The organism is Parapedobacter pyrenivorans (assembly GCF_014636865.1).
Taxonomy (GTDB): domain Bacteria; phylum Bacteroidota; class Bacteroidia; order Sphingobacteriales; family Sphingobacteriaceae; genus Parapedobacter; species Parapedobacter pyrenivorans.
The window spans coordinates 1162828-1175395 of the sequence record NZ_BMER01000001.1 but is presented as its reverse complement, the minus strand read 5'-3'; the positions used below and the strand labels follow the sequence as shown (position 1 = coordinate 1175395).

General features: G+C 47.6%; 11 protein-coding genes, 2 tRNA genes and 1 pseudogene. 7 read left to right on the top strand and 7 right to left on the bottom strand.

The window, feature by feature from the left end:
* Positions 1-379 precede the first annotated feature (379 nt).
* A complete protein-coding gene (locus IEV98_RS04625; protein ID WP_188504722.1) occupies positions 380-2143 on the top strand; it encodes a hypothetical protein in 1764 nt (587 codons plus the stop codon).
* 14 nt (positions 2144-2157) lie between these two features.
* Here the strand turns inward: IEV98_RS04625 and IEV98_RS04620 are convergent, their stop codons facing one another.
* From IEV98_RS04620 to IEV98_RS04605, 4 genes are all read right to left on the bottom strand, one after another.
* Positions 2158-2904: a peptidylprolyl isomerase gene (locus tag IEV98_RS04620; protein WP_188504721.1), complete on the bottom strand. Its 747-nt coding sequence runs from the start codon at positions 2902-2904 to the stop codon at positions 2158-2160.
* Positions 2905-2951: 47 nt separating this feature from the next.
* Positions 2952-3293, bottom strand: a complete 342-nt coding sequence (locus IEV98_RS04615; protein ID WP_188504720.1) for a hypothetical protein — start codon at positions 3291-3293, stop codon at positions 2952-2954.
* Between the two features lie 411 nt (positions 3294-3704).
* Positions 3705-5024: a sensor histidine kinase gene (locus IEV98_RS04610; RefSeq protein WP_188504719.1), complete on the bottom strand. Its 1320-nt coding sequence runs from the start codon at positions 5022-5024 to the stop codon at positions 3705-3707.
* A gap of 2 nt (positions 5025-5026) precedes the next feature.
* Positions 5027-6379 (bottom strand): sigma-54-dependent transcriptional regulator, encoded by a 1353-nt coding sequence (locus IEV98_RS04605; RefSeq protein WP_188504718.1) that lies wholly within the window; start codon positions 6377-6379, stop codon positions 5027-5029.
* 315 nt (positions 6380-6694) lie between these two features.
* On the opposite strand from IEV98_RS04605, the gene IEV98_RS04600 reads away from it, so the two are divergent.
* The 3 genes from IEV98_RS04600 to IEV98_RS04590 all read left to right on the top strand — a co-directional run bounded on the left by IEV98_RS04600 (position 6695) and on the right by IEV98_RS04590 (position 7117).
* Positions 6695-6769, top strand: a tRNA-Val gene (locus IEV98_RS04600).
* Between the two features lie 40 nt (positions 6770-6809).
* On the top strand, positions 6810-7055 hold the full coding sequence (locus IEV98_RS04595) for a GIY-YIG nuclease family protein (RefSeq protein WP_188504717.1): 246 nt from the start codon (positions 6810-6812) through the stop codon (positions 7053-7055).
* A tRNA-OTHER gene (locus IEV98_RS04590) sits at positions 7047-7117 on the top strand. Before IEV98_RS04595 ends, IEV98_RS04590 begins: the two co-directional genes overlap by 9 nt.
* 56 nt (positions 7118-7173) lie before the next feature.
* Here IEV98_RS04590 and IEV98_RS24685 read toward each other — a convergent pair.
* Both IEV98_RS24685 and IEV98_RS04580 read right to left on the bottom strand, forming a co-directional pair.
* A pseudogene (locus IEV98_RS24685) lies at positions 7174-7287 on the bottom strand (hypothetical protein); the annotation flags it as partial.
* 68 nt (positions 7288-7355) lie between these two features.
* Complete coding sequence (locus tag IEV98_RS04580) at positions 7356-7820, bottom strand: helix-turn-helix transcriptional regulator (RefSeq protein ID WP_188504716.1); 465 nt, start codon at positions 7818-7820, stop codon at positions 7356-7358.
* Positions 7821-7918: 98 nt separating this feature from the next.
* Between IEV98_RS04580 and IEV98_RS04575 the strand changes: the two genes are divergently transcribed.
* The 3 genes from IEV98_RS04575 (at position 7919) to IEV98_RS04565 (ending at position 11078) form a co-directional block, all read left to right on the top strand.
* Positions 7919-8737 carry a CPBP family intramembrane glutamic endopeptidase gene (locus tag IEV98_RS04575; protein WP_188504715.1) on the top strand — a complete coding sequence of 273 codons (819 nt, stop codon included), beginning with the start codon at positions 7919-7921 and terminating at the stop codon, positions 8735-8737.
* A gap of 73 nt (positions 8738-8810) precedes the next feature.
* Positions 8811-9989 (top strand): galactokinase, encoded by a 1179-nt coding sequence (gene galK / locus IEV98_RS04570; protein ID WP_229738569.1) that lies wholly within the window; start codon positions 8811-8813, stop codon positions 9987-9989.
* Between the two features lie 15 nt (positions 9990-10004).
* Entirely contained in the window at positions 10005-11078 is a 1074-nt protein-coding gene (locus tag IEV98_RS04565) for an aldose epimerase family protein (RefSeq protein ID WP_188504714.1), read from the top strand.
* A 19-nt stretch (positions 11079-11097) separates the two neighbouring features.
* Here IEV98_RS04565 and argH read toward each other — a convergent pair whose 3' ends face one another.
* On the bottom strand, positions 11098-12438 hold the full coding sequence (gene argH / locus IEV98_RS04560; protein WP_188504713.1) for an argininosuccinate lyase: 1341 nt from the start codon (positions 12436-12438) through the stop codon (positions 11098-11100).
* Positions 12439-12568: the final 130 nt, after the last annotated feature.

Genomic DNA, 12568 nt, shown 5'->3' with positions numbered 1-12568 from the left:
ATCATACCGGACGGAGATTGTTAACTGCTTTAGAGTGTGTGACCCGATCAAAACATACGCTGTGGGGTTTGTTCATTCTGTTTACCTCTACGGAGGAAGCAATAAATGGCAAACTGTATGACGACGTGAGAAGCCTTAACGGGCAGACACATGAAACGGATACCGACTTAAGATACTTGACTTGATACCTGATTTACAACTACGGTTGTACTTAAGGTTAAAAGCGGAGAATTCAAATCGAAAGAGGCGGTTCTCCGTTTTTTTATGCGATAAATCCATATCTTTACGAAAACATTCATAACCAATTATTGTTTCTCCGTCAATACGATTGAAGGTGGAACAAAAAACACAAGGACTATAGCAGCTAACGTTACTTTGTATGAAGCCAATCTGGAAATGGATAATCGGCATCGTTGCCGGTTTGCTGGTTATCGTTGCGGTCGGAGCGTGGTACTTAAGCAGGCACTGGAAGCCGATATTGGACGCACAGATTAAGGAAACCATTATTAGCGCCACAGACAGCCTGTACCTTATCGCTTACGATGGATTGGACTTTAGCCTGATCACAGGGAATGCCTCCATTAAAAATCTGCGATTGACCGCAGATACAAATAGATACGCGGAGCTGGTACAATTGGAACAGGCCCCTGATAATATTTATAACATCCGCATCGCGAATCTGCGGATAAGACAGTTCCACCCCCGCCGGATTCTGAGTGATCGTAAGCTTAACATTGAGGGCATCATCATCGATACGCCGACCATCCATATCGTCAGCGAATACCACGCTTACAATGATACCGTCACGACCAAGCGTGATATGCGGACACTCTACCAGCGAATATCCGGTTTACTGAACGAGGTGAGTGTAGCCGCCATCCAGCTAAATAATATCCAGTTCAAATTTTCGAAGAAAACGGACTCAACAGTCAATGAAACCGCTTTAAAAAACCTCAACGTACAGGTGAGGGATATCCTTGTTGATTCGCTTTCTCAATTTGATTCGACCCGGTTCTATCATACCCGGGCTATCGATATAGAAATGCCAGGCTTCCGGTATGAGACACCAGACAGCTTCTATTATGTGAGTTTTGATCGGTTGCAAATCGCAACATTGTACAAGCAAGTGAAACTGACGGGACTGAAATATGCGCCACGTATGAGTAAGGAGGAGTTTTACAAGCGAAAACAGCGAGCAACGGACATGGCCGTCATGGCATTCCCCATGATCCGCTTGGAGGATATCGACCTTCAGCAATTTGTTAAAAATCAAAAAATCCATGCCGGAAGCCTGCATATCGACAGTGGCACGGTAGCCATATCCAATGATTTAAGGTACCCCAAGCACCCAACCAACAAGATCGGTAAATCTCCGCACCAGTTGCTTATGAAATTGAAGCAACCGATAAAGCTGGATTCTTTATTGCTGAACAATATAGCTATCAGCTACTCCGAGGTGAGCAGGAAGTACAAAAAGGAAGGGAAGATTACCTTCGATCGTGTGAATGGGGTATTCCGAAATGTGACGAATGATACGCTTTCCTTACTGCATAACAGCACCATGGCCGCCGACATTACTGCTTACCTGATGAACACCGGCAAACTGGATGTGGCATTTACCTTCGACCTCCTTGACGATAAGGGAGGCCATACCTACAAAGGGAAGCTCGGCCCGATGAATGGTCAATCACTCAACCGCATCATCACCCCGTTGTTAAACGCAGAAGTGGCTCGAGCTAATATCCGGGGAGTGCGTTTCGATGTAAAGGCAGACGATCATCGATCGCGCGGATCCCTTCGCTTCGACTATGACAACATGCGACTCAACCTGCTCACCACCGATGAAGATGGGAAAAAAATGTCGATGAAGGCCGTATCCTTTCTCGCTAACAGCTTCATTATCAATGACAGCAATCCCGATGCCAACGGCCAATACCATACCGGTCGCATCAATTACGCTCGCCCGCAGACGTATTCTTTTTTTAAGACGCTCTGGCAGAGTCTCCTTCAAGGCATCAAGGAGTGCGCAGGCATCAGCCCGGAACGCGAGCAGCGGCTAATGAATGCGGCAGAGGAAGCAAAAAAAGCATCAGAGAAGACCGGCGGCTTCTTTAAGCGTGTATTTGGCAAAAAGGAAAAGTGACCAGAGCTCCGCGACTAATACTTGGGTTTTAATAAATCCAGAAATTTAGTGAAGATACCGTTTCGGGGTTCCAAACCGGCCTGTTCGCGCTCAAGGTTAATAGCCTCCCTGCGCGTAAGAAGAAACATATCCATTCTTTGGTCTTTTAGCGGTCTATCATATCGGTCGGTTCCTTCCGCCGCAATGCTATCGACAACGGCCGTGCCCGAAATCAACTCGCCGAAAACGGTATAGCTTTGGTCGAGGTGCGGGGTACCGCCAAGTGTCTTATATACTTCACGTTGATTGGGTGGGATTTTGCGCCCTCCCAGTCGGAGCTGTTCGAGGCTGTCTAGACCTCGGTCGGTAAATGTACGCCCCTGTACCAGATAAAACTGGGATCCGCTAGATGCTTTTTCCGGATTGTCATCGCGCGCTGCGGCGATGACGCCTTTCTTGTGGAAGAGGCTATCATTAAACTCTGCGGGAATCGTGTAACCCGGCCCTCCTTCGCCCAGGCGCTGTTTTTCCGCGGCATACCGGGAATTGGGATCGCCGCCCTGGATCATAAAATGCTGGATGACACGATGAAATAACAAATCTTGATAATAACCTTCGCGCACCAGCTTCACAAAGTTGTCGCGATGTAGGGGTGTCTCATCATATAATTTTAGTAGGAGATCGCCATTGGTCGTCGTGATTCGTACGTATTTATGCGGTGGAGCGCCGTGGAGCAACGTATGACACGCGGCGAATACGATGAGCAAAAGTAGTTTCTTCATATTTTGAATCGTTGAATCCCGTATAGCTATGTAACGGATGTCAGTTATTAAACCGCTTCTTCGAAATAATCAATAATCAACGATTTGATTACCATTTCCTGTTCCAAAAGGGTGTAATTGGGTATGGGTTTGATGAGCTGCCAATGCGGCCACCCATCCTGATCCAGCCCTTCAAGCTCATAAAAGCCCATCTCGCTGAAAAGCCTGCAGGTGGCAATATGCATTAATTCTTCCTTCTGCCTTTTGTTGAATTTCATTGGGCCTTTTCCCAACTCTTGCACGCCGATGAGGAATAACATCACTTTGATGTCGGGTTTTTCCATCTCAAAGTGCTTCGCTGTATCGGCTTGCAATTCATTCCATTTCCTGTTTATCACTGATGCATTCACCGTACAAACTTAGCTAACTCCCGGTTTAAATGCAAGTTGCTATGGAAGACGGAAGAAAACAACACTTTGGGGAATTAGTTCTACATTGTGTGGTTAAGCGCATTGCAAACGGCGCGATAAATTATGGCTACTAGCTTACGTCGGCCAACTTGTCCGATAGAAAATCTCACTGATTTTCAAACGCATGGACACTATTCTCGAAACTTCGTTTCGTTCTCAGTAGCATCCGTACGTATTGGCACAGTATTATCGTATAGGATATGTATTATCGGCAGAATTCAAAAAAGGATTAACGATATAGCAATACCTCCCACGGTAGGCTGAAAAAGAACGGTAAATTACTTAATAAAGTATGAACTGTTTGTTTTAGTATCTGGAAAAGCGTCGCTTCGGTGGCGCTTTTTTTTAACATCAAAACTGGAGGGTAAAGACGCTCCCTTTCCCTTCTTCACTATGTACAAGGATATTTCCACCGTGCAACAGCATAATCTGTTTGCTCAGCGTGAGCCCTATTCCGCTTCCCGTTTTGCGGGTGGTGAAGAATGGAATAAAAATATTTTCCAGCAAATCAGCTGGGATTCCTTTCCCATTATCACTCACATTGATTTTCGGCTTACCATCACTGACGGAGGCCGAAAGGGAAATGTAGGCATCCTCCTTTTCCTTCACGGCCTCCATGGCGTTGAGCAGCAGGTTAATCAACACTTGTTCAATGAGATTGATGTCAAGCTCTAACTGCAATCGGGTATCTTTCAAGATGATATCTAATTCGATGTTTTTTTGAAGGATTGAAGGTTCCATGAGCTGGTAGAGATTTTCAAACAGGTCGGCAGCAAACACCTTACTCAGGCTTGGTCGTTCAATCTTATTAAGCGATCGGTATGTACCGGCAAACTTGAGGAGCCCCTCACTGCGACGCTTGATGGTCTCAGTTCCCAACCGGATATCCTCCAATTCCTCGCTATTGGGCAGATGGTCTAATCGGTTTTTCAGCGTGTCCGCGAGGGATGATATCGGGGCGATGGAATTCATAATTTCATGCGTAAGCACACTCAGCAGCTTTTGCCATGCTTTAGCTTCTGTCTCATCGATGGCCTCATTGACATTTTGGTAGACAACGAGCTGGAATTTACCCTCCGGGGTCTGGAAATGACTGGTCGTGAGCAGCAGTTTTATATTCCCTTTTGCGGAATTCACACTGAGCAGGGTTTGTTCCCCCGGCACCAATTGCATCGTTTTCTGGTACAGGTCTTCGTTCTTTCGTTCGAGCCCCCCAAAGCGATGCAAATAGGGAATACCGAAAAGCCTTTTAAATGCATCATTCATCCATACCACTTCATGGGTTTCGATTTTAAAAGAGAGGATTGCGGTATCCACGATTTCCAGTATCTGGTGCAGGTATTGATACTGTGTTTCGCGCTCACCGCTTATCTTTTTGAAAACAGCATTAATCTCATTGAATGCGCTTCGCAGGGGCAGCAGTTCCGCCTTCGCATAACTCAGTGGGAAATGGCGGGTAAAATCACGGTAGCGCGCTGCTTCAGCGAATTCTTCCAATTCGCGATACGCTCGCAACTGTGACCGGAAATTGAGCGCCAGCAACCAGATACAAATGGGGCCGAGCAATACGGCATAGAGATATGCTGCCTTAAATAGTAAATAAGCCAAGCCGGTCAGCGCCACCAAAAGCAAGATCGCCCGAAAGAAAATCAACCGCCTGAACCGCCGCATCCTTAGATATCGTATTTGCTCAACCTACGATATAGGGCCGTCCGTGTAATCCCCAATTCCTTGGCTGCCTTACTGATGTTTCCCCCATGTTTTTCCACCACGTTAGCGATCGTAAGGCGTTCGAGCTCGACAAGATTGTGTTGTGCAGGAACCGCTTGTTGATTTTCGCTTTTTTTCGGTGCTTGCTCAATAGGTGAGAAAATGAGATCATCTGCCCCCAGAATCTGTCCTTCAGCCATGATTACCGCCCGCTCGATACTATATTGCAGCTCCCTAACATTCCCAGGATAGTGATAGTTGAGTAGTTTCTGCTCTGCGCGTTTATCAAAGTCTCCAGCAGATTTCATGTACTTTTCGGCATACTTATGGAGGAAATGCCGCGCTATCCGGATGGTATCTTCATCGCGCTCCCGCAAGGGAGGCACCTGTAAATCTACCGTGTTGACGCGGTAAATGAGATCTTTTCGAAAGCGATTTTCATTGGCCAGGTCAGCCAATGGCACATTGGTAGCGCAAATCAACCGGATATCTACCGGAATAGGCGTATTGCTACCGAGCGGTATAACCTGCCTGTTTTGCAATACGCTCAGCAGCTTAGCTTGTTGTTGGAGTGAAATATTACCGATTTCATCGAGGAAAAGTGTGCCGCCATTAGCAGCCTCAAATCGGCCTACGCGATCTTCCCGCGCATCGGTAAACGCTCCTTTTTTATGCCCGAAAAGTTCACTTTCAAATAGACTTTCCGTCAATGCGCCCACGTCTACCTTAATAAATGGTTTATCGGCACGCTTGGATTGCCTGTGAATCGCAGTTGCGATCAGGTCTTTACCCGTTCCGTTTTCACCCAGTACGAGTATATTGGCGTCAGTGGGTGCAATTTTGCTGACTTTATAAAGTAGGTCTTGCATCACTTCCGACTTGCCAATAAGCTCCAAATCGGCCCCTACATTGTTTTCAGCATTTTTTTTGCGGTCCTTTTTTGACAACAAGCCCGTAATGACCGCGATCAGCTGTTCATTTTGCCAGGGCTTGACCACAAAGTCCGCCGCCCCTTGTTTGAGCGATGTTACCGCCAAATCGATAGCACCATAAGCCGTAATCATGACCACGGGCAGGTCTGGCTTGATTGTTTTGATGCGATTAAGCCAATAAAGCCCCTCATTGCCGGTATTGATGGTGCTTTTGAAGTTCATATCCAACAATACCAGATCCAGCGTCTCTTTGGTGAGTATAGCAGGAATCTGCTCGGGGTTATGTTCGGTAATGACTTCTCCAACGTGTTGTTTAAGCAATAGGCGTACGGCGGTTAGTACGTCAGAATCGTCGTCTACGATTAATATGCGCGAATGCTTCATATGCGTGGAAATTAATGAGGCTTGAAAGGCATTAAGCAAGTACCTAACAAGGAGGTGTAAAACTACAATTATATAGACACAAATAAAAGTGGATTGTTGCACCTACCTGGCAAGAAGAATTAATGCACTGTACCCCGCTTTAGCAATTCCGTTTAATAGCTGTCAATTTGAGTAGGTATAAAAAATGAAAAAATAATTTTGAAAGTCCCGTAACTGCACTATATTTGCAGACCCAAATAAGGGAGCTTAGCTCAGCTGGTTCAGAGCATCCCGACATACAGTCGGGAGGGTCACGAACAAAAGAGCAAAACAAATGGGAGCTTAGCTCAGCTGGTTCAGAGCACCTGCCTTACAAGCAGGGGGTCACTGGTTCGAACCCAGTAGCTCCCACAAACACCCGCCCTTCGGCGGGTGTTCCTTTTTTAAACCGATGCATTACCTGTATATCATCTATTCGACGAGGCTCGACCGCTACTACATCGGCGCATGCAAGGACATTCTTCAACGGCTCAGGCGCCACAATTCCCAGCACAGGGGCTTCACCGGAAAAGCCGACGATTGGCACTTGGTATACCACGAAGCCATCACTTCCAAGACTGCGGCAATGGCCCGCGAACGTGAAATAAAATCATGGAAGAGCCGAAGAATGGTGGAAAATCTAATCGCAGGAACTTAGCTGGCTCAGAGCATCCCGACATACTGTCGGGAGGGTCACTGGTTCGAACCCAGTAGCTCCCACAAACACCCGCCCTTCGGCGGGTGTTCCTTTTTTAAACCGATGCATATTATATGCATCACATTTTCGCCGGGGTCTTTTTCCGTTTGTTGTAGCGTATCATCTTGTTATCCCGTGACCCGCAGTGCCTTGGATTGCACCGCCGACGCTCATTTCTGGTTTCATCTAGAAAAGCCCATCCGCACTATTTTTAAATAAAAGTTGATAAAAACGATGCAGCTGGGTGTTGAAACAACTCGGCTACTTCCAGATGAAAAGAAGGATTAATGTATAAAGGCATATTGTGCTCGTCAACAGCAACAAAAATTCAAAATCCGTTTCGGGGAAAGCGGAGGACTGCGTTAAAAATGCCGCCAAAAGTAACGTCAATAGGATTCCAATACCAAAAGTAAGAATAAGCCTTTGTCTATGATTGAGCTGCCGCCGATCGGAAGCGCTGAAGTGAAATGATTCAAGTCCGGATTGCTGGGCTAGTGTCTTGTCGGGAGTGGGGTTGTTTTCGTGCCATATATCTGGCGGGAGACCGAGGTGCTGTGATAATAATTTTAATGTATATGCCCGCGGCAACACGTCTGCATTTTCAATTCGCTGTATGGATCTCAGGCTTACGCCAATGATTTCGGAAAGCTCTCGCTGCGTATACCCTTTGCTTGCGCGGCCTTCCTTCACCAGGTTGGAAATTTTCTCTTTATGGTAATTGCCCATCGTTTTTGCAGTGAAAGATGCGACACGGGACGCCATATATACGTCATTGTGAAATGACGCCCGTTTGAGCTACCCAAAGATAGTACATTTGCTTTACGATGGAAAAACTACTTAACACCAAACCGGTAATTACGATATCACTTCTGTCCATTCTCTTTTTTGCGGTTCCCTTTGTGCCAAGCTTACTCCTAGATTACTCGACGGGCGTAAGCCTTTTGTCGGCACTGCTGCTGTTGCTCTTCAGCTGGCTGTTATATCGGCGGGAGAGTCAGAATTTATCGGAACTTGGCCTTAACTTCAAACGCAGGCGTATCCATTTCCTTCCTTTGGGGATCATTATCGGCATTTTGTTTTTCAGCGTACTATTTAGTACACAAATGCTCCATAATGGAATGCACATCCGGGTTAATACGCATGCGGAATACCTATTGATAACTAAGGGTGCATTGCTACTTCTTCCGGCAGTGCTTGTCGAAGAGCTTATCTTTAGGGGATATTGTTTTAAACGGACGGTTGATCAGGCAGGAATCCTAGGGGCTAATTTGATTTTTGCTTTCCTTTTTGTGATATGGCACTGGATCGCATTTAATGCTTGGGGAAACTACGGCATGATGTTCGGGCTGATAACAACAGGATTTGGGCATTGGCTGTTTTCGACGGCATTGCTAAAATCAGGAAGTTTGTACTTTCCAATCGGTATTCATTTAGGCAATAATTGGGCGGCGCACAATTTGTTTTCTTCAAGCACAGGCGGTATCAATACCCAGCCGTCCAACGATGCCCTGTTTATCATTACCGCCCCCAAGCAGTATCCGTCATTGCTACAGAACGCGATAAGTTATTTAATCACATTACTTTGCTTCCTGATTTTTATATGGATGATTGGGAAATGGAAAAAGAAAACCGAAGCGGCATGATTCCGTTCAGGCAACCGTTTGCACCGGCCTGTTTTTTATTGTACTTTTAGCGCTCGATTTTATAGGACGGCAAATGGACATGACAACGGCAACTTCCCTGCGGGATTCAGTATATGAAAAATATAACGAGCTTTTTGATGGCACGCCTATATTGGTGCGATCTCCCGGACGGGTAAACCTAATCGGCGAACATACCGACTATAATAACGGGCTGGTACTGCCGGCTGCCATAGACAAAAACATCATCTTAGCTATTGGCAAACGTGAAGATAACGCTATACAGCTATACTCCTTGGATCAACAGCAGTCCCACACAGCGACATTAGACACCCTGGCACGGTCTCCGCTGCTATGGCCTGATTATATTCTTGGCGTGGTGCAGCAGCTGATCAAACGAAGCCATACGTTGGGTGGGTTCAATCTGGCATTTGGTGGGGACATCCCTCAGGGCGCGGGGCTTTCTTCGTCCGCAGCACTGGAGTGTGCTACTGCATTTGCACTCAACGAACTGTTTCAACTGGATATCCAACCGTTGGACATCGCCCTCGTTGCGCAGGCCGCCGAGAACGAGTTTGTGGGTGTTAAATGTGGGTTAATGGATCAATTTGCGAGCGTATTCGGAAAGGAACAACGGCTCATCAAGTTGGATTGCGCGGACTTCACTCACGAGTATATACCCTTCAACAATCCAGATTTGCGGATTGTGCTATTCGACACACAAGTGAAACACTCACTGGCCTCCTCCGCCTACAACGAGCGCCGTGAGCAGTGTGAATATGGCGTAACGCTTATTCAAAAGCATTGTCCTGATGTGAAAAGCCTTCGTGATGCCACCCTTGCGCAATTGGAGCAGTATGTGAAGCCGATAGACGAGGTGGTATACAACCGCTGCCACTACGTGGTTTCCGAAATCCAACGCCTACGGGATGGATGTGAAGACCTGAAAAAGGATGATTTTGAAACGTTCGGAAAGCGGATGTTTGAGACACATGACGGGCTCCAACACCGATATGAAGTAAGCTGCGGTGAGCTCGACATTTTAGTCGACCTGGCAAGGGGCAACGATGCCGTGCTGGGTGCCCGCATGATGGGCGGCGGGTTCGGCGGCTGTACCATCAACTTAGTGAAAGCCAGCAGCGTGCAAGAAGTGGTAAGCGAGATAGCCGAAGCGTACGCCAAGAAAACCGGCCGGGAAGCACAGGTCTACGTCGCAAAGATATCGGACGGCACCAGTCTAATAAACAACGATTAAAAACGAACCTGATTTATGAAACCCTACAAACTACCTGAGGAGCACCTTTTCGACCATCAGATTTCTGGTAAGCATACACACCTGATTGTTCTGGAAAACAATAGGGGGGTAGCCGTGGCCCTTTCGGACTATGGCGCCCGCATCGTGAGCTTAATCGTACCCGACAAGCAGGGCGACCCTACGGATGTCGTGCTGGGGTTCGATAGTATACAAGGCTACCTCTCCGCGCAAGAGCCTTATCATGGCGTAACTGTGGGCCGGTTCGCCAATCGGATTGCAAGTGGCCGCTTCACCATCGATGGGGAGACTTTTTCTGTCCAACCCAACAACGGGCCGAATGCACTGCATGGCGGAGCCGGCGGATTCCATAGCAAGGTGTGGGACCGGCGTGTGGTGTATAAAGAAAAGGTCGATTTTTACTACGTATCTACCGACGGTGAAGAGGGATTTCCGGGCAGGCTATCGGTGATGGTTAAATACCGACTCACCGATGAAAACGAACTGGTTATCTCTTACCGGGCCGAAACCGACAAACCTACCGTAATCAACCTCACCAACCATGCTTTTTTCAACCTCAATGGCGAGGGAAATGGTGATGTGCTCGACCACATCCTGGAGATACCTGCTGATAAGTACCTCCCGGTAGACGAGACGCAAATTCCTACCGGCGTCGTGGAGGCTGTAGAAAATACGCCTTTTGATTTTAGGGGACCTAAATCCATCGGGCAGGATATCAAAACGGCAAATGACCAGTTGGCTGGCGCAAACGGCGGCTATGATCACAATTATGTGTTGAATCCGGCTACAGGAGGCATTCCTACCCTTGCAGCCACCATTCATTCGCCCCTCACGGGTATCCGGCTCGATGTATTGACCACCGAGCCCGGCCTACAGCTCTACACGGGCAACTTCCTCAATGGGAAAGACATAGGGCGACAGGGGAATCCATACGGGAAATATGGTGCATTCTGTCTCGAAACCCAGCATTTTCCGGATGCGCCCAACCACCCCGACTTTCCGAGCACGTTGCTTCTGCCCGGCCAAGTATTTCAGTCCGAGACCAGGTATCGGTTTTCCGTGTTGAAATAAGCGCAGCATGTAGCTGCGGCTATTGGCTGTCCGCCAATAGCTTGCTCAACGCTTCATGGACACGATCGAAGCCGAAACTTCCTACTGCTTGGCCAAAAGCTTGTCGGATTTCGCTATTGCACAAGTTGCCAATACTGCCTTCGTGGGTATGGTTTACCGCCTTTTGCGGCTTAAACGTACCGGCTTCGATTGCCAAACCAATATTACGGTATGCCTCCCTGAATGGCACGCCTTTAAGCACCTCATCATTCACTACCTCCACGCTAAACAGGTAGTCGTACTTGGGATCATCCAAGATGCCTTCCTTGATACGAATATGCTCAAGCATGAACGTTGTGATCTCCAAACATTCATTCAGTGACCGAAACGCCGGAAAGAGATTCTCCTTGAGCAACTGTAAATCACGGTGATAGCCCGACGGGAGATTTGTAGTCATCAATGCAATTTCGTTGGGGAGTGCCTGTATTTTGTTGCAGCGCCCGCGCACCAATTCAAAAACATCGGGATTTTTCTTGTGGGGCATAATGCTCGATCCGGTGGTCAGGTGATCCGGAAAGGAAATAAATCCAAAATTCTGATTGATATAAAGACATACATCCATCGCAAACCTGGCCAATGTAGCCGCGATTGCGCTCATGCCCTGAGCCAGGATGCGTTCGGTCTTTCCCCGGCCCATCTGCGCGTACACCACATTGTAATTGAGGTCGTCAAAACCGAGCAACTCGGTAGTCATCCGGCGATTGAGCGGAAAAGAAGATCCGTAACCTGCTGCCGAACCCAGCGGATTTTTATTACATACCTTCCACGCCGCCTGCAACACCGCCAAGTCATCAACCAAGCTCTCCGCATAAGCGCCAAACCAGAGCCCAAACGAAGAAGGCATGGCGATCTGCAAGTGCGTATAGCCGGGTAAGAGCACCGCTTTATGCTGCTCACTCAAGGCCATCAACCGATCAAACAATGCTTGCGTACTTTTTACCAGGCTTTCGATCTCTACACGGAAAAACAGCTTGAGATCCACGAGCACCTGATCGTTGCGCGAGCGGCCGCTGTGTATTTTCTTACCCGCCTCACCGATGCGCTTGGTGAGCAGGAGTTCCACCTGAGAGTGTACATCTTCGACCCCATCTTCGATTACAAATAGGCCAGCCTCCACCTCCCGATACAATGCCTTAAGACCGGCCTGTACCGAAGCCAGGTCCGTGCTATCTAAGAGTCCGATGTGGTGCAGCATCCGGGTGTGCGCCAGCGAGCCCAAGATATCCGCCGAGGCTAACTCCAGGTCTAACACGCGGTCGTTGCCTACGGTAAATGCCTCTACAAATGAGTTTACATCGGTATTTTTTTGCCAAATTTTCATCGTTCTAGATTTGTTTTTTCGATGATGAGGCTTGTATGAATTATTGAACAGCAGCTCATACAGGCCTTATTTCAACGCCAAACTTAGTAAAATGCTTGGTATTAGCGCGTATGTTATCGATAAATTCCCG